Below are 19,047 nucleotides of genomic sequence, written 5' to 3'. Positions count from 1 at the left end.
GCGTCGGATAACCAATGGAATCGGAGACTTGGCGCGCTTCATGTTGACGATTACATTGATCGCCTCACGACCCGCGACGAGTCCCGCATGGCGCCCTGGATGACCCTCGAAGAAGCCCGCGACACGCTGGGCGTGCGCGCGCAGACGATCTACGCCTACGTGAGCCGCGGACGCATCGGCGTCGAACCCGATCCGCAGGACTCGCGCCGCAGCCTGTATCTCGCGGACGACGTGAAGGCGCTGGTGCGTCGCAAGGAGACGGGACGCACGCGCGAGACGCTGGCGACGACGACGCTCTTCGGCGCGGAGCCCAGCATTCCCACGGCGATCGCGACCTTCTCGGGCGGTCGCCCCTTCTATCGCGGCGTCGATGTCGTCGAGCTGTCTGAGACCGCGACGCTCGAGGATGCGGCCCGGCTGCTGTGGAACGCCGAGCAGACCCCGGCATTCCCGCGTCCCTCCGTGGCGACGGGCTCACCTGCGGCGGCGCCCTTGTCGGTCGTGGCCGCGCTGCCGGCGGGACGCGCGCGTGCCTTCGCGGAGCTCGCGGCCCTGACCGCGACGGCGCACTCCACGCGCGGTCGCGTGACGCGGGTGCTGATCGAGGAATCGGCCGCGCTGGTGGGACGACTGGCCGTCGCGTTCGGCGCCTCGACCGAGGATCACCTGCCGCTGCACGAGCGCCTGGCGCGCGGCTGGGGCCAACCGCGCGCGGTGGCGGCGCTGCTGCGCAAGACGCTGGTGCTGGCCGCGGATCACGAGATCACGAGCTCCGCCTTTTCCGCGCGGATCACCGCATCAACGGGCGCTTCCCTGCCGGCTTGCCTGCTGGCCGGGCTGACGACCTTCTCGGGTCCGCTGCACGGCGACGCGTCGGGACGCGTGCGGGCCTTGTTCGACGAGGTCGAGCGCGATGGCGCGGACGCCGTCGTCGATCGCTACCTGTCGGCGGCGATGCCCTTGCCGGGCTTCGGTCATCACATCTATCCGGACGGCGATCCGCGGGCGGTGTCGCTGATGGCGGACTTCAAGCCGCCGCGCGCGATCGCTCGCCTGATCGAGCGCGTGGTGGCCCTGACCGGCCTGCCGCCATCGATGGACGTGGCGCTCGCGGCGCTGGTGGCGCGTCATCGCCTGCCGGCCGATGCGGGCTTCGCGATCTTCGCCATCGCGCGCAGCGTGGGACTGCTGGCTCACAGCATGGAGCAACTCGCCACGGCCTCGGTGATCCGTCCGCGCGGCCGTTACACGGGTCCGACGACGACGCCGGCGGATCCGCGCAAGGCGCGCCGCCGGCGCTGACGGCAGCGATCGCGGACGCTGCGGGCAGATCCCGTGCCCGGTGCCAGTCCTTGCCACCAACGGGTCGCGCGCCCCTGCAAAGCCTGACACCTGCCTTGCAAAGCCGATGAATCCGCTGGTAAACGCTCATGCCATGCCCTATTCACGGCCTTAGCATCGATCGACGGACTGTTGCTGTTGCGTGCGCGCAGGCCCGGCGCCCGCTGGATGGAACGTCTACACAGGATGGCGATCAGCGAGAGGAGACAAACACATGTCGACGAGTTTGGCGCTGTATTTCGCGCTGGCCTGCGGGCTGGCGGCGGTGCTGTATGGGTTCATCCAACGCAGTTGGATCCTGAGCCAGGACGCGGGCAATCCGCGCATGCAGGAGATCGCAGGGGCGATCCAGCAAGGGGCCGCGGCCTATCTGGCGCGGCAGTACCGGACGATCGCGATCGCCGGTGTCGTGCTGGCGGTGCTCATCGGGGTCTTCCTGAAGTGGCAGACCGCGGTCGGTTTCATCGTGGGCGCGGTGCTGTCAGGCGCCTGCGGCTTCATCGGCATGAATGTCTCGGTGCGGGCGAACGTGCGCACCGCGCAGGCCGCGACACAAGGCATGGCGCCGGCCCTGAACGTGGCGTTCAAGGGCGGCGCGATCACCGGGATGCTGGTCGTGGGTCTGGGCCTGCTGGGCGTGGGCCTGTTCTTCATGTGGGTCAGCGAGAACGGCACCCGAGCCGACAGCGAGACGCTCAAGCCGTTGCTGGGCCTGGCGTTCGGCTCGTCGCTGATCTCGATCTTCGCCCGGCTGGGCGGGGGCATCTTCACCAAGGGCGCCGACGTGGGCGCGGACCTGGTGGGCAAGGTCGAGGCGGGCATCCCCGAGGATGACCCGCGCAACCCGGCGGTGATCGCGGACAACGTCGGCGACAACGTCGGCGACTGCGCCGGCATGGCGGCCGACCTCTTCGAGACCTACGCCGTCACGCTGATCGCGACGATGGCGCTGGCGGCGCTGACCTTCGGCGGCATGTCGATCGCGGCGATCGTGTACCCGCTGGTGCTCGGCGGCGCGTCGATCATCGCGTCCATCATCGGTTGCGGCTTCGTGAAGGCCAGCCCCGGCATGAAGAACGTGATGCCGGCGCTGTACAAGGGCCTGATCGTCGCGGGCGTGCTCTCGGCGATCGCGTTCTGGTTCATCACCCGCGCGCTGTTCCCGCAGGACCTGACGCTGCCGGGCGGACAGACCATCGGCGCGAACGCGCTCTTCTTCTCCTGCCTGGTCGGCCTGGTGCTGACCGCGGCGATGGTCTGGATCACCGAGTACTACACCGGCACCGACTACAAGCCGGTGCAGCACGTGGCGCAGGCATCCACCACGGGTCACGGCACCAACATCATCGCGGGGCTGGGCGTGTCGATGCGCTCGACCGCCTGGCCGGTACTCTTCGTCTGCGTGGCCATCCTCGTGGCGTTCAAGCTGGCGGGGCTCTACGGCATCGCGATCGCGGCGACCTCGATGCTGAGCATGGCCGGCATCGTCGTGGCGCTCGATGCCTACGGGCCGATCACCGACAACGCCGGCGGCATCGCCGAGATGGCCGATCTGCCCGAGAGCGTGCGCGACATCACCGATCCGCTGGACGCCGTGGGCAACACGACCAAGGCCGTGACCAAGGGCTACGCGATCGGCTCGGCCGGCCTGGCCGCGCTGGTGCTCTTCGCCGACTACACGCACGCGCTGGAGCAGCAGGGCCTGTCGGTCAGCTTCGATCTGAGCAACCACATGGTCATCGTGGGCCTGTTCATCGGCGGGCTGATCCCCTACCTCTTCGGCGCGATGGCGATGGAGGCCGTGGGCCGCGCCGCGGGCTCGGTGGTCGAGGAGGTGCGCCGCCAGTTCCGCGACATCAAGGGGATCATGGAAGGCACCGGCAAGCCCGAGTACGGCCGCGCGGTGGACATGCTCACCGCCGCGGCGATCAAGGAGATGATCGTGCCCTCGCTGCTGCCGGTGGTCGTGCCGATCGTCGTGGGCCTGGTGCTCGGCCCGGCCGCGCTGGGCGGACTGCTGATGGGCACCATCGTCACGGGGCTGTTCGTGGCGATCTCGATGTGCACCGGCGGCGGCGCCTGGGACAACGCCAAGAAGTACATCGAGGACGGCCACCACGGCGGCAAGGGCAGCGACGCGCACAAGGCGGCGGTCACCGGCGATACCGTCGGCGACCCTTACAAGGACACGGCCGGCCCGGCGGTCAATCCGCTGATCAAGATCATCAACATCGTCGCGTTGCTGATCGTGCCGCTGCTGCCCGCGGTCGGTGCCGGCGGACCCGCCGCCGGCGCCCACACACCGCCGGCGATGAGCGCCTCGGCGCCTGAGACGACGGCTCCGGCCACGCTCCCGGCCACTGGCCCGGCGTCCATGCCGGCCGCGCTCCCCGAGGCCGTCGCCAGCGGTCCGATGGAAGCCGCCAGCGCGGCCTCCACCCCCTGACTGGGCGGGGCGCGCACGCCTCTGGCGGGCGTCCCCGTGAAAACGCTGAGAAAAACAGCCCCGCGAGGGGCTGTTTGCGCTTTCAGGGCCCTGGCGCTCGCGGCAGAATCCCTGCTCAGATCGACACCGTCCAGGACCACCGCCCACCATGCTCAGCCAGGCCATCACGCCGCGCGAATTCGAACGCCGCCGCGATCAACTGGTCGAGCTTCAGCGCTACCTCGCGTCGCAGGAAGCCGAGTACGCCGACTGCCGCCAGCGCATGCAGCGCTTCGTGGACCGCTACGTCGCCGCGCTGGGGCCGCTCTACATGGAGCTGGACGCGCTGGAATCACAGCTCTACTGCGCGATGCGCTACCTGCACGAGGCGCTGGCCCGCAACGGGCTGGACACCCGCGCGCCCGAGGCGCCGCGCGCCACCGCGCTGCCGCTGCTGCCGCTGCTGCCCGCGGGCGCGCCCCTGCCGGCGGAGCCCGAGGGCGGCCTGGTGCAGGTCGGCCCGCCGCCGCTCAAGACGCTGTATCGGCGTGCCGCCAAGCGGCTGCATCCGGACCTCGCGCCCGACGATGCCGAGCGCGTGCGCCGCGAGCGCAAGATGGCCGAGGTGAACGAGGCCTATGAAGCCTGCGATCGCGCGCGCCTGGAGGCGCTTTTGCTGGCCTCGGGCGAGAGCCTGGTCAAGGTCCGCGGCGGCGATGCCGATGCGGTCATGGAATGGCTGCGCGGCGCGGAACGCGCGGTGCAGGGCCGCCTGCGCGTGGTCCAGGCCCATCTGGCGCTGCTCAGGAACCACACGATGCATGAGCTCGGCGAGTCCATCGCGCGCGCCGAGAAGAAGGGCCTCGATCCGCTGGGCATCATGGCCAACCGGCTGCGCGCCCAGATCACCGAGCGCCGCCAGGAGCTCTACATCGGCCAGCGCCTGCAGCCCGAGTCGAGCATGGCCGAGGCCTTCCTGCGCCAGCGCCAGCAGCGCCTGGGCGGCGGGATCGCGGCCTCGCACTGAGCGGGCCGCTTCCCCGGCCTGATCAGGCCTTGCGGGTCTCCGGCAGCTCGATCTTGACCTCGAGGACCTCGAGGTCGTCCTGGCGCTCCATGTGCACCTTGATGTCGTCCGGGTTGATGGAGACGTACTTGGAGATGACCGCCAGCAGCTCGCGCTGCAGTTGCGGCAGGTAGTCGGGGCTGGCGCCGCGACCATTGCGTTCATGGGCGAGGATCAGCTGCAGGCGCTCCTTGGCGACGCTGGCGGTGCTTTTCTTCTCACCCAGGAAGAAGGACATGAATCCCATGGTGTCTCCCCGTGGCTGTCAGCGGCTGAACAGGCGCTTGAAGAAGCCGGGCTTGACGGCCTCGACGAATCGCATCGGCTTGTCCTCGCCCAGGAAGCGCGAGATCACGTCGGCATAGGCCTCGGCCACGTCGGTGCCCTTCATGTGGATCGCGGGCAGGCCCTGGTTGGACGCCTGCAGCACGACTTCGCTTTCCGGGATCACGCCGATCAGCGGCGTGCGCAGGATCTCGTGGATGTCCTCCAGCGACAGCATCTGCCCGCCCTCGACGCGGTTGGGGTTGTAGCGCGTGATCAGCAGGTGCTCCTTGACGGGCTCCTTGCCTTCGATCGCGCGCTTGGTCTTGCTGTTGAGCATGCCCAGGATGCGATCGCTGTCGCGCACCGAGGACACCTCGGGGTTGGTCACGACCAGCGCCTCATCGGCGTAATGCATGGCCATCAGCGCGCCGGTCTCGATGCCGGCCGGCGAGTCGCAGACGATGTAGTCGAACTCCATCGCCTTGAGCTCCTCCAGCACGCGCTCGACGCCCTCCTGCTTGAGCGCGTCCTTGTCGCGCGTCTGCGAGGCGGCCAGGATGAAGAGCTTGTCGAGCTGCTTGTCCTTGATCAGCGCCTGGCTCAGCTTGATCTCGTCGTTGATGACGTTGATCAGGTCATACACGACGCGACGCTCGCAACCCATGATCAGGTCGAGGTTGCGCAGGCCGACGTCGAAGTCGATCACCGCGGTCTTGTAGCCGCGCATCGCGAGGCCGGTGGCGAAGCTGGCGCTGGTGGTGGTCTTGCCCACGCCGCCCTTGCCGGAGGTCACCACAACGATCTTGGTCATGGGTCGAGGTCCTTCTTTCAATGTGTCGGGTAACAGCGGATCCGCCGGCTCACGCGCCCAGCGGTTCCATGATCAATTTCTCGCCGTCCAGCCGGACCTGCGCCGGCTTGCCGCGCACGTTGTCCGGCAGCGGGTTCTCGCTGGTGCGGTAGATGCCGGCGATGGCGATCAGCTCGGCATCGAGCTGCTGCGCGAAGATCCGCGCCTGCGCGTTGCCGCGCGCACCGGCGATGACCTTGCCGCGCAGCGGCGCGTAGACGTGGACGCTGCCGTCGGCGATCACCTCGGCCCCGTGGTTCACCGCGGCCAGCACGACCAGGTCGGCGCCCTTGGCGTAGACCTGCTGGCCCGAGCGCAGCGGCTTGTCGACGTACACCGTCGGCGCGGGCGCCGGGGCCGGCACGGGCACCTCGACGGCGCGCTCGACGATCACTTCCTTGATGACCTGCTGGACCTTGGGCTCAGGGCGCGGTTCACGCTCCACGCGCTCCGCACGAACCGGTTCGTCGGGCGCCTCGGCCAGACCCAGCTCGGCGGCCTGCGCCAGTTCCGCGGCATTGGCACCGATCACGCCCACCGGCTGCAGCCGGTGACGGCGCAGCAGCGGCAGCACGGCGGCCAGGTCCACGCGGGCGGCGGCGTCACCGTCGGCGGCGTCCGGCGCCACCTTGGCCGACTCGACCGGCTCGACCGACAGATTCAGCTCGGACTGCCCGGCACCGCCATCGACCACCATCACCTCGGCATCCACGGCCGGCAGCTGGCTCAGGTCCAGCAGCAGCGGGTCGTGGTGGAAGGCATCGGGCGTCTCGCCCAGCTTGGCCGTCAGCTCCGCGTCCAGCGCGGCGGTGTCGCCGCTCTTGAGCACGAGGGCGAGCAGGCTCAGCGAGGCGCTCTTCAGTTCAAAAAGTTCTGGAGTCTTGCCGGCGGCGGATCGCCCCGACAAATTTCCCGCCACGGCCTGCGTCATGAAAGAAATGAGGAATGCGTTTGCAAAGTCGCGGATTTTAGCGGTGCGCGGAGGCCCTCCCTTTAGGGGCCTGCCCAGCCCGCGACCACCCGAAAGCCGTCAGGCGCTCCTCATGCCGGTGTCATCCGGCGGTCGGACCCTCGTCACGATTGCCTCTTTTTCGAGCAAACCACCGGAATACCGGTCGTGACAAGCACTTGCAAGCGCCATCGCCAGGAGACACACATGCTTGTCCACAGGGGCGGGGGACAGATCCGCCGTCCGGGGGAGTTCCGGACCGGCCGCAGGGGTCGCCTCTTCCAGCGTCATCTCGCGGCTGTCAACCCAAAAATGATGGATGCGGGGCTTGACTTATCCCCATCGTGCCGCTCTCGACCTCCTTCGCACACCGCCGCCCCAAGGTTGCTGCTGGTTTTCCCGTGGCCCCGCCAAGTCATTGATTCATATAGAACGATTTGGCTTGCCCGGAAATGAGGCACCCAACCTCAGGCGACCGTCTTTCAACGGTTTAGAGCGATCGCGGGCAGGTTTTCCCCACAGTTATCCACAGGCTCGGTGGATAGGTTTCCAGGGGCTTTCAAATCAACGATTTAGCGGGGGTCCTTGAACTGGCAGGCGAGGTCCTCACCCCCTTTCGGGACCCTCCCCGGGGGTGTTTGGGACGAGCCACAGACGCCCGGACCGTTACAAATCCAGTCGATGACGCCGCGCCAGGGCCGGCCGGTGGGCGCGCTGTCCGTGCGATCACCGTCACGGATGCACCAGCGTGCGTCATGAATCCGACATGCAGGGCGGCCGGCGTTGCGTCGGACGAAGAAACTGGCGCCCGGGCAAGGCTGAGGACAGGTGGGCAAGTCCGGCGCCCGCTAGAGTCCCTGCTTTTCCCCGATGGTTGTGCCGGCCGAGCGCTGGCGAAAGGTTGGCGATGAGCTTGGCGGTGGGCCTCCGGTCCTGGGTTCGCAAGGAATGGTTCCTGATGGCGCTGGTGGGCGCGGTCGCGCTCGCGAGCGCCTGGCCCGATCTCGGCCGCAGCGGCGGGCTGCTGCGCCTGGAGGTCGTCAGCAACTGGGGCGTGGCGCTGGTGTTCTTCCTGACCGGGCTGGGCCTATCGGCCGCGGCGTTGCGCGACGGGGCGCTCAAGTGGCGCGTTCACCTGCTCGTGCAGCTGAGCACCTACGCGCTGTTCCCGCTGCTGTGGTGGGGCTTCACCGCGCTGTTCGGCCGCTGGCTGCCGCCCGACCTCGCGCTGGGCTTCGCCTACCTGTGCGCGCTGCCCTCGACGATCTCCTCGTCGGTGGCGATGACGGTGCTGGCCAAGGGCAACGTGCCCGCGGCGATCTTCAATGCCAGCGTCTCCAGCCTGCTGGGCATCGTGCTGACGCCGCTGCTGGTGACGCTGATGGCCGGGACCAGCGGCGCGACGCTGCCCTTCGGCGAGGCCGTCTGGAAGCTCACCCAGCTGCTGCTGCTGCCGCTGCTGGCGGGCCAGTTGCTGCGTCCGGTGCTGCTGCGCTTCTACACGGCGCACAAGTCGCGCATCACGCTGATCGACCGCTGGGTGATCATCCTGCTCGTGCTGTCGGCGTTCAGCGACTCGGTGGCCTCGGGCTTGTGGCGCGACCACGGCGCGGAGCTGCTGGTGAAGGCCGCGCTCGGCGCGGCGCTGTTCCTGGCGGTGGTCATCGTGCTGAGCCGGCTGGCGGCGCGCGCGATGGGCCTGTCGGTGGAGGACGAGATCGCCGCCGTGTTCTGCGGCTCCAAGAAGACGCTGGCCTCGGGCGTGCCGATGGCCAAGCTGCTGTTCGGGGCGCATCCGGCGGTGGGCGTGATCGTCCTGCCGATCATGTTCTATCACCAGCTGCAGCTGATCCTGTGCTCGTGGCTCGCCCAGCGTTACGCGGCACGCGTTTCACGCGCCTAAAATCGCCGGTTCCCCCGGACGCCGCCGCTTGGACATTTCGTCCGACTGCGACCGGCGGGACCACCGCCCTCATCGCGCCATGACACGCAAGCTCTTCGTCACCACCGCCCTCCCCTACGCCAATGCGAACTTCCACATTGGCCACATCATGGAGTACACCCAGGCCGACATCTGGGTGCGCTTCCAGCGGATGCAGGGCAGCGAGGTGCACTTCGTCTGCGCCGACGACGCGCACGGCGCGCCGATCATGATCGCGGCGGAGAAGGCCGGGAAGAGCCCGCAGCAGTTCGTCGCGGACATCGCCTCGGGCCGCAAGCAGTACCTGGACGGCTTCCACATCAGCTTCGACAACTGGCACTCGACCGACGGCGCCGAGAACCACGAGCTGTCCAAGGACATCTACAAGGCGCTGCGCGCCAACGAGCTGATCTCGGTGAAGACCATCGAGCAGTTCTTCGACCCGCAGAAGTCGATGTTCCTGCCCGACCGCTTCATCAAGGGCGAATGCCCCAAGTGCGGCGCCAAGGACCAGTACGGCGACTCCTGCGAGGTCTGCGGCGCGGTCTACACGCCCACCGAGCTGAAGAACCCGTTCTCCGTGCTGACCGGCGCCACGCCGGTGATGAAGACCTCCGAGCACTACTTCTTCAAGCTGTCCGACCCGCGCTGCGTCGAGTTCCTCGAGCAATGGACGCAGGCGCCCGGCCGCCTGCAGCCCGAGGTGCTCAACAAGATCAAGGAGTGGTTCGCCAAGGACGAGGACGGCAACGGCGGCCTGGGCGACTGGGACATCAGCCGCGACGCGCCCTACTTCGGCATCGAGATCCCCGATGCGCCGGGCAAGTACTTCTACGTGTGGCTGGACGCGCCCATCGGCTACCTGGCCTCGCTGAAGAACTACTTCGGCAAGACCGGCCGCGACTTCGACGCGTTCGTCAACGACCCGACGACCGAGCAGATCCATTTCATCGGCAAGGACATCACCTACTTCCACACGCTGTTCTGGCCGGCGATGCTGCATTTCAGCGGCCGCAAGACGCCCAACCATGTGTACGTGCATGGCTTCCTCACCGTCAACGGCGGCGAGAAGATGTCCAAGAGCCGCGGCACCGGCCTGGACCCGATGAAGTACCTGGCGCTGGGCATGAATCCCGAGTGGCTGCGCTACTACCTCGCCGCCAAGCTCAACGGCCGCGTCGAGGACGTCGACTTCAACCCCGAGGACTTCGTCGCCCGCGTCAACTCCGACCTGGTCGGCAAGTACATCAACATCGCCAGCCGCGCGGCGGGATTCCTGTCCAAGCGCTTCGGCGGCCAGCTGTCGGCCGATGTCGGCGTCGAGGGCCTGGCGCTGCTGGACGGCCTGCGCGCTCACAAGGGCGCGATCGTGGAGCTCTACGAGACCCGCGAGTTCGGCAAGGCGCTGCGCGAGATCATGCTGCTGGCGGACCGCGTCAACGAGTATGTCGACCAGAACAAGCCTTGGGACCTGGCCAAGCGGGAGGGCAAGGACCAGGTGCTGCAGGACGTCTGCACCGTCTGCATCGAGGCTTTCCGCCTGCTGTCGATCTACCTGAAGCCGGTGCTGCCGGCGCTGGTGGCCAAGGTCGAGGCCTTCCTGCAGGTCGCGCCGATGACCTTCGCCGATGCCGAGCGCGCGCTGGGCGCGCATCGCATCGGCGGCTATGAGCACTTGCTGCAACGCGTCGATCCGAAGCTGCTGGAAGCGCTGTTCGAGCCGCCCGCCCCGCCCAAGGTCGTGCCCGGCGGCGAGGACCTGGCGCCGGAGATCAAGATCGACGACTTCGCCAAGGTCGACCTGCGCATCGCCAAGATCGTCAAGGCCGAGCTGGTGGACGGTTCGGACAAGCTGCTGCGCCTGACGCTGGACGTCGGCGAGGGTCGCCTGCGCAATGTCTTCAGCGGCATCCGCAGCGCCTATCAGCCTGAGCAGCTCGAGGGCAAGCTGACCGTCATGGTCGCCAACCTCGCGCCGCGCAAGATGAAGTTCGGCATCTCCGAGGGCATGGTGCTGGCCGCCAGTCACGCTGACGAGAAGGCCCACCCCGGCATCTTCGTGCTGGAGCCCTTCCCGGGCGCCCAGCCGGGCATGCGCGTGCGGTAAGCACGCGGCTTGTGCACGGACCGCCGCCGGACCGACCGCCTAGAATCCGACCCAGTTTTTCGAATCCTCGATCAAGAGACCACCATGCCGCTGTTCTGGAAGAAATACGAATCCGAGGCCACGCAGTTCATCAATGAGCTCAAGGCCAAGAAGCCGACGCTGGAAGCCGAGCAGCGCGCCGGCCGCGCCCTGCTGTGGGACCGCGAGCAGGACCGCAGCGCCCAGGCCGGCTACAACGACGCCCGCGTCGCGCAGCAGGCCTACGTCTACCAGACCAAGTCCGAGTAAGCCGGATTCTCCGGGACCCTCGGAAACTCGGATCAGACCCCCGGCGTGAGCCAGGCTGACGACCACGACCCCACCGCCCTGACGCTGCCGGATGCCCCGGCGGATCAGGGCGGCGGCGCTTCCACGCCCGAGACGGTCGATCACGTCGCCGTCGCGCGGCTGTATGGCGAGCCGCTGTTCGCCATGCCGCAGGACCTCTACATCCCGCCGGATGCGCTGGAGGTCTTCCTCGAGGCCTTCCAGGGCCCGCTGGACCTGCTGCTGTACCTGATCCGCAAGCAGAACTTCAACATCCTCGACATTCCGCTGGCCGAGGTCACGCGGCAGTACCTGAGCTACGTCGAGCAGCTGCGCAAGCACAACCTCGAGCTCGCCAGCGAGTACCTGCTGATGGCGGCGATGCTGATCGAGATCAAGTCGCGCATGCTGCTGCCGCCCAAGAAGTCCGAGGACGGCGGCGAGCCCGAGGATCCGCGGGCGGAGCTGGTGCGCCGGCTGCTCGAGTACGAGCAGATGAAGCAGGCCGCGCTGCGGCTGGACCAGTTGCCCGTGCTGGGCCGCGACTTCCTGCGGGCACAGATCCACATCGAGCAGTCGCTGGCGCCGCGGCTGCCGGACGTGCACATCGACGACCTGCGCGCCGCCTGGGCCGACCTGATGCGCCGCGCCAAGCTGAACCAGCACCACAAGATCTCGCGCGAGCAGCTGTCGGTGCGCGAGTACATGTCGCACCTGCTGCGCCGGCTGCAGGGCCAGCGTTTCGTCGAGTTCGAGGACCTGTTCGAGCTGGACAAGGGCTCGCAGGTGCTGGTGGTGTCCTTCATCGCGATGCTCGAGCTGGCGCGGGAGCGCCTGGTCGAGATCACGCAGGCCGAGGCCTTCGCGCCGATCTACGTGCGGCTGGCCTACGCGCCGAGCTGAGCAGAGCCCGGCCGCTCAGGCCGGGTCAACCGATCGAGATCGACCCGAGGGCCCGCGGTTCAGAGCCGCCCCTTGCAGTTGGGCGCGCCGCAACGGCAACGCAGCCGGCCCTCATGGTGGCTCTCGCCGTAATCGGCGCAGATCTCCTCACCGGGATCGATGTCGCGGATCGCGTAGAACTCCGCGCGGCCCTGGCGGATGCGCAACACCGCGTTGGGCGCGCAGCTGTGGTTGACGTGACGCAGCGCGCAATCGGACTTCGTCGCGTCGATCGCGGTCTTGTCGGTGACCTCCACGACGTGGATGCGGCGGCGTCCCTCGATGCGACGCCGCGCCTCGCGCACCGGCACGATCTCGCCGCGCATCTCGCCGATCTTGCGGCGCGCCGGGATGGCCTCCGCGGCGAACACGCCCAGACCATCGATCGGACTCTTGTCCACGCTGAGCGCGAAGCGCTCGGCCGGCTGCGGCTGCCCGCTCCGGCGCGGCGACGCGTCGGCAGCGGTCGGGGTCGCGCGGGTCGGACTTGGATCAACGGCGACGGAACTCAGTCGAGGCATGCGGACGGCGCGCGGCCCAAGCCGCGATGAATCGGGAAAGGCGCATTGTCGCGCCGTTGCCACTGGCGGTTCAGGCGCGTCGCTTGACGCCCTCGACAACCGCCCCGGATACTGGTCCGCATGTTCCGCGCGATCCCCGTCCACCACGTCCCGATGTGTCTGCATCTGATGCAGGCGCAACTGTGCGCACGCAGGTCGGGAGCGCGTCGAACGCGGTAGACGCCCCAGGATCCGGACCCCTCGGTCCCCGACAGGATCCCCCGAACGCCCCCCCACAAGGCCCGCGACAACGCGGGCCTTGTTCGTTTCAGCCCTCGGTCCCAGCCCCCACCGGAGATCCCGATGTTGCCCCCGAAGACCCCTCGTTCCTTTGCTCCCGGCGATCGCGCCCCGCGCGTCGCTGATGGCCTCACGCTGCGCCGCCCTCGCCCCGAGGACGCCCGCGCGATGGCGGACCTGCTGGGTCATCCCGGCGTGCAGCCCTGGCTGCTGCAGACGCCGTTCACGTCCGAGCTGATGTGGCAAGAACGCTTCTCGAAAGCACCCGACACCAACTCGCCGGAGCTCTCGCTGCTGGCCTTCGATGGCGATCGGCTGGTGGGCTCGGCCGGTCTGCATCCGGCCGGCCAGCAGTTGCGGCGCCGGCACGCGATGATGCTGGGCATCGGCGTGCACCCGGACGCGCATGGCCGCGGGGTCGGCTCGGCGCTGATGGACGCGCTGACGCGCCAGGCCGATGACTGGCTCGGCATCCTGCGCATCGAGCTGACCGTGTTCGTCGACAACGCGCCGGCCATCCGGCTCTACGAGCGGTTCGGCTTCGAGCACGAGGGCCGGCTGCGCGGCTACGGGCTGCGCGAGGGCCGCTACGTCGACGCCTTCACGATGGCGCGTCTGCACCCGCGCCCGCCGGTGATCGGCCGCGCCGGCGGCGACGCCTGACGCAGGCCGATCCGTTCACTCCAGCGCGAGGACCTCGGCCTGGGCAGCGGCCGTCACGCCGTTGACCAGGCGCCAGAGGTCGTCGCCATCGAGCAGCGTCAGCATCTGCGGTCCACGGCCCTTGAGCAGATGGACCTGCGCCTGCGCCGCCCATCCCGGTCGGGTCGGGCTGGGCTGCAGCTGCTCCGCGCCCGCGACGAACACCTGCCCCAGCTGCTGCACCGCGAGCACCAGGCGCTGACCGGCGCCGGTCTGGCACACCATCAGCGCGGCCTCGTCGCCGCAGGGCCGGTGGAACAGCAACTGGCCCAGATCCAGGACCGGCAGCATCCGTCCTTCGAAGGCGAGCATGCCGCGGACCGCCGCCGGCGCGGTCGGCCACGCGGTGATGCGCTGACGCTCCAGCGCCGCGACGACCTGCATCGCGGGCAAACCCAGCCACTGGTGGTCGACGAGGAAGCTCGCCACGTCCAGTGTCTTCGTGCCGCCCGGGGCCATCGGCGCGAACGCCGCGGCCGAGGCGGACAACGCGGCGGAGTCACCACCCGCGAGCCGCTCGCCCAACGGCAACATCACCAGCGCGGCGAGGTCGCCGGCCGCCGCGGGCGTGAGCCGGCGGTACTCGCGATAACCGCCCGACATCGCCAGGCCATAGGCCATCACCCGCCCATCGAGCGACATCTCGCCGGTCACATGCTGATCCGCGGCCAGGCTGGCCAGCGCCGGCAGCGGGAATGGCAAGACCTGACCCGCGGACCAGCGCGCATCGCTGCTCGCGACGATCTCGCCGGCGCGTGTCACCAGCACCGCGGTCGCGCCCGCCCTCTCCGGCAAGGCAGCGCGCAACATCGCCCGGAACTGCGGCTCGCCGTCGAACACGATGGCAATGCCGCCCACCGGCGTCGCCGCGTCCGGATGCGGCACGGCCGCGGCGTACACCAGGCACGGGGCACGGCCATCCTCGCCATAGAGCCCGCAGGGCGAGTGATCGGAAACGACGTACTGCCCCGCGTCGCGCGAGGACAGCGCGCCCTGCACCCAGTCCCCTTGCAGCGAGCGGCCGACGTGGTGCGCCTGCGCCGGATCCGACACGGCGATCACACGCCCTTGCGTGTCGAACACCAGTAGCAGCGAATAGACCGTGTACAGCGCGTGGATGCTGGCGAGCACGTCCGTGGCCGCCGCCGCGTCGCCGCGCGCGAGGGCCTGCTGCAGCCGCGCGTCGAGCGCCCACCAGCGGCAGTCGTTGGACCGTTCGTAGAGATTGCGGTTGACGATCGAGATCGCCAGTTCGGACTGGAAACCGGCCCCGTCGAAGACCGCGTCGAGCGCCCCCTCCTCGAGCTGCGCGATCGCACGCTCGAACACCTGGCGCAGTTGCTCGCCGGTGCGTTCGACCTCATTGAGCAGCGTCACTGCAAAGGCATTGCCGCCGGCGCCCGCCTGCCCGGCGGTCGGCTGCGCGTGCGCACGGCTCTTGAGCTTGCCGTTCCACAAGGACCGCGACAGCTCACGCTGGATCCGGCGCGCTTCCACGGGAATGCTGCGCAGCTCCTCGTCGAAGAGCTCGCGGGTATCGAGGTCCCGCGCGCGCGCGGCCTGGCGTTCTGGTGGTGCTTCCGCGAACGCGTGTTGCAGCGGCTGGAGCATCTGCGCCTGCCAACCCGGGCCGACATAGCCCTCGTAGCCGCTGGCCGAGCTCTCGCAGGCGAGGTAGTCGCGCCCGGCGAAATCGAGCCGCCAGCCCTGCGCCTGGCCGGCAGGCGGCAAGGGCGCACCCAGCGGGATCTGCCAGGGGTCGGAGGTCAGCAGGACCTTGCCGCCCGCGTCCTTCAGCACCAGGACCGAGCGCGACACGCCCGCGCACAGCGCGCGGAACAGGCCCGACATCTCATCCTCGAGCTTGAACGACAGGCACAGCAGGCCGCGCGCGTCCGAGCCGTCCGCGCCGCTCACCGCCGCTGCGTAGATCAGGCCGGCGCGGCCGCCCAGCAGCGCGGTCGGACCGTGCACCTCGACGAAGGCGCGGCCCGGCTCGAGGGCCTCGCGCAGACGCACGTCATCGACGATCGTCGCGCAGGACGCCTCATCCAGCGCCGCCAGGCGACGGCCGTCGGCGGCGAGCAGCACGACCTGGTCGTAAACCGAATACTTGGCGACGTAGGCGGCGAAGCGCCGCCGCAACGCCTGGATCTGCCCGTCCTCGACCGTGCCTGCGGCATCCGCCTGGAGCAGCGCCCGCAAGGGCGCGTCACTGGCCAGGAAACCGACGTCCGCGGTGCGTTCGAACAGATTGCGGACCAGGATGTCGATGGCGACCTGGGATCGGCCTTGCAGATGCTGGACCGCGTGGCGCAACTGGCGCCGGGCCAGGCTGTCGAGCAGCCGCGCGGTCAGGGCCTCGAATGCGGTCCGGGTGTCGGCCATGTCGGTCGCCGCGCCGCTCATCTGCCCGAGCAGCGCCAAGCTGTCCCAGGCGCCCTGGAGCCGCAGCAACGGCTCCCGGTACTCCTCCAGCAGCGGCATCGCCGCCAGCAAGGGCGCCACCTCGGCGCTGAAGGGCAGGCCTTTTCGATAGACCTTGTCGGATCCCTGCGTCATCTGATTCCTCCCAACGATCGCGCCCTCGTGAGGCGAAGCGCGGCAGTGTGGCGCGCGATGACGACGTTGTCAGGGGGAGAAACGCACGGTTTCCGACGTTAACTTCAGGGATCGCACGGCAATCCGGCGGCAAGCGCCGAACTGGTGCGGCCGTGCCGTGAGTTGGGGAGCCCTGCCGGACGGGTGCGACGACTTGGTGCGCGGCGTTCGCGCTCAGTCCATCGTGACCATCGCGCCTTCGGCGGTGCGACGCGGGGCTTGCGCGTGCAGTTCGCCGTCGGCGGCACGGCTCTGCGGCTGGCTCGACGAGTCGGTGGCGCGCTCCGGCGCCGCCGGCTGCGGCGCGGGCGGCCGGGCCGCCTGACGCTTGCCGGTGATCAGCAGGCGGGCCAGCTTGACGACCTCGCTGGCCTGGGCCGGCGCGGCCGGGGCCAGCAGCGCGACGCCCAGCAAGGCAGCGGCCACCACCTGGAAGGTGGGCCGGTGGGCATTCAGCGCTTGTCGTTGACGGCTTTGCATGGTCTCCCCGCTCGAATCTGCATCTTAGCGATGGAAGGAGTATCGAAAGTCAGCCCGCCGATCGCCAGGGCTCGGCGACGAACTGCGCCTTGGTGCGCTTGACTTGCGGATTGGCGGGATGGGGCCCCGCGCGCAAGCCGGCGCCCCGGACCTCGAAGCGCACCTGCTGCAGCACCTGGCCGCGTCCGTCGAGCAGCGCCAGCTCGTGGCGCCCCGGCATCGGCAGCCAATCCAGCGTCGCGCCCTTGCCGATCACGCGGCCGTCCAGTCGCCAGCTGGCCGTGCCGCCTTGCGGCAGTCGGCCCGCGTGGGAGAAGCGCAACCGCTGCGCCGCCGGTGGAATGTCCGGATCGAGCGCGTAGATCGCACCGTCGGTCGGATTGCTCAGGGCGACGGACGGCTCGGCGATGCGGATCACCGCCTGTTCGGTGCCCGAGACGAACCACTCGGGCCGTGGCGGCTCCTGGCCACCGTCGAAACGCACGGCCTGCTGGAGAACGCCCGCCGGTGGCTCCGCCGCGCGGGGCGGCTTGCCCGCGTGGAGCGCCAACATGACCTCGCGCCACACCGGCGCGGCCCCGCTGACGCCGGAGACCTGCTGCATCGCCTCGCCGCTGGAGTTGCCGACCCAGACTCCGACCGTGAATCGTCGCGTCCAGCCGATGCACCAGTTGTCGCGCATGTCCTTGCTGGTGCCGGTCTTCACGGACGCCGGGAACGGCAGCGCCAGCGCGCTGGACAGTCCGAAGGTCAGCGCGCGCGCGTTGTTGTCGGCCAGCATGTCGCCGACGATGAAACTCGCGCGCGGATCGGCGACCTGCCGCGGGCGCGCTGCTCGTTCCGCTTTCTCGCTCGGCAAGCGGACTTCACCATAACGGCCCCCATTGGCCAGCGCGCGGTACGCGTTGGTCAGGCCGAGCAAGGTGACGTCGGCGCTCCCCAGGGCCAGCGAAGGGCCATAGAACCCGCCGGTCTCAGGCAACGCCAGACCCAGGGCGTTGAGCCGGTCGAACACCGCCTCGGGCGTCAGCATCAAGGACAGGCGTACGGCCGGGATGTTCAGGCTGTTGCCCAGCGACGCGCGTGCGCTGATCCAGCCGCGGTACTGCTTGTCGTAGTTCTGCGGCAGGTACAGGCCGGCCGCCGTCGCCACCTGCGCCGGTGAATCGTCCAGCAGGCTGGCCGCGGTGATCAGGCGTCGCTCCAGGGCGAGCTCGTACAGGAAGGGCTTGAGCGTGGAGCCGGGCTGCCGCCGCGCCAGCACGTGATCGACCTGCGCGGACTCCGACAGCTGGCTGCCGCTGGATCCCACCCACACGCGGATCTCGCCGGTGTCGTTGTCGAGCGCGATGACGGCGCCATCCTCGACCTGCCGATCGGCCAGCTCGGCCAGATGCCGTCTCAGCGACAGCACCGCCGTGCGCTGCGAGACGGCGTCCAGCGTGCTGCGCCGCGTCGGGCCCTCCCCCGCCCGCAGCGCGAGGCGCGCGAAGTGCGGGGCCCATTGCGGCGAATCGGCCAGCACCAGCGGTTTGCGGCGCAACACCGCGCCGACCTCATCCGCCAAGCCGTCGCACGCCTGTCCCATCGCGCGCAACACGCCGCACGCGCGAGTCGCAAGAGCCTCCGGCGCCACATTCGGCCCGCGAAGCATCGCGGCGAGCAAGGCCGACTCGCGGGCATCCAGTCCCGCGGGGCGCTTGCCGAAAAGCGCCTGGGCCGCCGCCGGCACGCCGACCAGTTCCCCGCGCAAGGGCACCCGGTTCAGGTAGGCCTCCAGGATCTGGGCCTTGGTCCACCGCTGCTCCAGGCGAGTCGCGACCCAGGCCTGTCCCAGCTTCTGGCGAAGGCTGCGACCGCCTCGACGCGCGAGGTCCTCGTCGAGCAATCCGGCCAGTTGCATCGTCACGGTGGAGGCGCCCCGCGTGCGGGTGTTCCAGAGGTTCGCCCACGCGCTGGACGCGACCGCGGACCAGTCCACGCCGCTGTGCGCGTAGAAGCGCTGATCCTCGGACAGCAACATCGCCCGCAACAGCGACGGCGACATCTCTTCCAGCGGCACCCAGGCCAGCACGCGCCGCGTCGGGTCCACGCGCAGGGTCTGCAGCGGCTCGCCCCGTCGGTCCAGCAGTTGGAGATCGGACACCGGATGCGCGGACCGTGTCTGGGCATAGGACGGCAAGTCCTGCGCCCTCGCGGCGATCCCCACGCCCATGCCGGCGATCAGCAGCGCCACGAAGGCGCAGAACCGCGCCCACCGGCCGGCCTGGCACCGCGCGGGGCCGGCCGC

Annotated in this window: 15 protein-coding genes; 8 read left to right on the top strand and 7 right to left on the bottom strand. The window is 69.4% G+C overall.

Features of this window, described 5'->3' with window-relative positions:
• Positions 1–87 precede the first annotated feature (87 nt).
• The 3 genes from ACNI65_RS04460 (at position 88) to ACNI65_RS04450 (ending at position 4,793) form a co-directional block, all read left to right on the top strand.
• Positions 88–1,302: a citrate synthase gene (locus ACNI65_RS04460; RefSeq protein WP_416761427.1), complete on the top strand. Its 1,215-nt coding sequence runs from the start codon at positions 88–90 to the stop codon at positions 1,300–1,302.
• 253 nt (positions 1,303–1,555) lie between these two features.
• Positions 1,556–3,787, top strand: coding sequence for a sodium-translocating pyrophosphatase (locus tag ACNI65_RS04455; RefSeq protein ID WP_416761426.1), 2,232 nt, complete (start codon positions 1,556–1,558; stop codon positions 3,785–3,787).
• Between the two features lie 148 nt (positions 3,788–3,935).
• Positions 3,936–4,793, top strand: coding sequence for a J domain-containing protein (locus ACNI65_RS04450; protein WP_416761424.1), 858 nt, complete (start codon positions 3,936–3,938; stop codon positions 4,791–4,793).
• Positions 4,794–4,815: 22 nt separating this feature from the next.
• On the opposite strand, the gene minE is transcribed toward ACNI65_RS04450, so the two are convergent.
• The 3 genes from minE to minC are packed head-to-tail and all read right to left on the bottom strand — an operon-like array spanning position 4,816 to position 6,880.
• Positions 4,816–5,079, bottom strand: coding sequence for a cell division topological specificity factor MinE (minE, locus tag ACNI65_RS04445; protein WP_416761422.1), 264 nt, complete (start codon positions 5,077–5,079; stop codon positions 4,816–4,818).
• A gap of 18 nt (positions 5,080–5,097) precedes the next feature.
• Complete coding sequence (minD, locus tag ACNI65_RS04440) at positions 5,098–5,910, bottom strand: septum site-determining protein MinD (RefSeq protein WP_416761420.1); 813 nt, start codon at positions 5,908–5,910, stop codon at positions 5,098–5,100.
• Positions 5,911–5,959: 49 nt separating this feature from the next.
• Positions 5,960–6,880: a septum site-determining protein MinC gene (gene minC, locus ACNI65_RS04435; protein ID WP_416761419.1), complete on the bottom strand. Its 921-nt coding sequence runs from the start codon at positions 6,878–6,880 to the stop codon at positions 5,960–5,962.
• Positions 6,881–7,805: 925 nt separating this feature from the next.
• Between minC and ACNI65_RS04430 the strand changes: the two genes are divergently transcribed.
• The 4 genes from ACNI65_RS04430 to ACNI65_RS04415 all read left to right on the top strand — a co-directional run bounded on the left by ACNI65_RS04430 (position 7,806) and on the right by ACNI65_RS04415 (position 12,135).
• Positions 7,806–8,801, top strand: coding sequence for a bile acid:sodium symporter family protein (locus tag ACNI65_RS04430; protein WP_416761418.1), 996 nt, complete (start codon positions 7,806–7,808; stop codon positions 8,799–8,801).
• Between the two features lie 79 nt (positions 8,802–8,880).
• On the top strand, positions 8,881–10,926 hold the full coding sequence (gene metG, locus ACNI65_RS04425) for a methionine--tRNA ligase (RefSeq protein ID WP_416761417.1): 2,046 nt from the start codon (positions 8,881–8,883) through the stop codon (positions 10,924–10,926).
• An 84-nt stretch (positions 10,927–11,010) separates the two neighbouring features.
• Positions 11,011–11,214, top strand: coding sequence for a DUF3460 family protein (locus tag ACNI65_RS04420; RefSeq protein ID WP_416761415.1), 204 nt, complete (start codon positions 11,011–11,013; stop codon positions 11,212–11,214).
• A 78-nt stretch (positions 11,215–11,292) separates the two neighbouring features.
• Complete coding sequence (locus ACNI65_RS04415; protein WP_416763567.1) at positions 11,293–12,135, top strand: segregation and condensation protein A; 843 nt, start codon at positions 11,293–11,295, stop codon at positions 12,133–12,135.
• A 59-nt stretch (positions 12,136–12,194) separates the two neighbouring features.
• Here ACNI65_RS04415 and ACNI65_RS04410 read toward each other — a convergent pair whose 3' ends face one another.
• Entirely contained in the window at positions 12,195–12,695 is a 501-nt protein-coding gene (locus ACNI65_RS04410; protein WP_416761414.1) for an SET domain-containing protein, read from the bottom strand.
• A gap of 342 nt (positions 12,696–13,037) precedes the next feature.
• On the opposite strand from ACNI65_RS04410, the gene ACNI65_RS04405 reads away from it, so the two are divergent.
• Positions 13,038–13,637, top strand: coding sequence for a GNAT family N-acetyltransferase (locus ACNI65_RS04405; protein ID WP_416761412.1), 600 nt, complete (start codon positions 13,038–13,040; stop codon positions 13,635–13,637).
• A 15-nt stretch (positions 13,638–13,652) separates the two neighbouring features.
• Here ACNI65_RS04405 and ACNI65_RS04400 read toward each other — a convergent pair whose 3' ends face one another.
• From ACNI65_RS04400 to pbpC, 3 genes are all read right to left on the bottom strand, one after another.
• Positions 13,653–16,238 (bottom strand): chemotaxis protein CheW, encoded by a 2,586-nt coding sequence (locus ACNI65_RS04400; RefSeq protein ID WP_416761411.1) that lies wholly within the window; start codon positions 16,236–16,238, stop codon positions 13,653–13,655.
• A gap of 213 nt (positions 16,239–16,451) precedes the next feature.
• Positions 16,452–16,757: a hypothetical protein gene (locus ACNI65_RS04395; RefSeq protein ID WP_416761410.1), complete on the bottom strand. Its 306-nt coding sequence runs from the start codon at positions 16,755–16,757 to the stop codon at positions 16,452–16,454.
• 49 nt (positions 16,758–16,806) lie between these two features.
• Positions 16,807–18,972 carry a penicillin-binding protein 1C gene (pbpC, locus tag ACNI65_RS04390; RefSeq protein ID WP_416763566.1) on the bottom strand — a complete coding sequence of 722 codons (2,166 nt, stop codon included), beginning with the start codon at positions 18,970–18,972 and terminating at the stop codon, positions 16,807–16,809.
• Between the last annotated feature and the right edge of the window lie 75 nt (positions 18,973–19,047).

Source organism: Roseateles sp. So40a, from assembly GCF_048081605.1.
Lineage (GTDB): Bacteria > Pseudomonadota > Gammaproteobacteria > Burkholderiales > Burkholderiaceae_C > Roseateles.
This window is presented reverse-complemented; position numbering and strand designations above follow the sequence as displayed.

Coding starts and splice junctions, on each gene's coding strand:
- ACNI65_RS04460 (WP_416761427.1), top strand. CDS start 88: ATGGCGCCCTGGATGACCCTCGAAGAAGCCCGCGACACGCTGGGCGTG.
- ACNI65_RS04455 (WP_416761426.1), top strand. CDS start 1,556: ATGTCGACGAGTTTGGCGCTGTATTTCGCGCTGGCCTGCGGGCTGGCG.
- ACNI65_RS04450 (WP_416761424.1), top strand. CDS start 3,936: ATGCTCAGCCAGGCCATCACGCCGCGCGAATTCGAACGCCGCCGCGAT.
- minE (WP_416761422.1), bottom strand. CDS start 5,079: ATGGGATTCATGTCCTTCTTCCTGGGTGAGAAGAAAAGCACCGCCAGC.
- minD (WP_416761420.1), bottom strand. CDS start 5,910: ATGACCAAGATCGTTGTGGTGACCTCCGGCAAGGGCGGCGTGGGCAAG.
- minC (WP_416761419.1), bottom strand. CDS start 6,880: ATGACGCAGGCCGTGGCGGGAAATTTGTCGGGGCGATCCGCCGCCGGC.
- ACNI65_RS04430 (WP_416761418.1), top strand. CDS start 7,806: ATGAGCTTGGCGGTGGGCCTCCGGTCCTGGGTTCGCAAGGAATGGTTC.
- metG (WP_416761417.1), top strand. CDS start 8,881: ATGACACGCAAGCTCTTCGTCACCACCGCCCTCCCCTACGCCAATGCG.
- ACNI65_RS04420 (WP_416761415.1), top strand. CDS start 11,011: ATGCCGCTGTTCTGGAAGAAATACGAATCCGAGGCCACGCAGTTCATC.
- ACNI65_RS04410 (WP_416761414.1), bottom strand. CDS start 12,695: ATGCCTCGACTGAGTTCCGTCGCCGTTGATCCAAGTCCGACCCGCGCG.
- ACNI65_RS04405 (WP_416761412.1), top strand. CDS start 13,038: ATGTTGCCCCCGAAGACCCCTCGTTCCTTTGCTCCCGGCGATCGCGCC.
- ACNI65_RS04400 (WP_416761411.1), bottom strand. CDS start 16,238: ATGACGCAGGGATCCGACAAGGTCTATCGAAAAGGCCTGCCCTTCAGC.
- ACNI65_RS04395 (WP_416761410.1), bottom strand. CDS start 16,757: ATGCAAAGCCGTCAACGACAAGCGCTGAATGCCCACCGGCCCACCTTC.
- pbpC (WP_416763566.1), bottom strand. CDS start 18,972: ATGGGCGTGGGGATCGCCGCGAGGGCGCAGGACTTGCCGTCCTATGCC.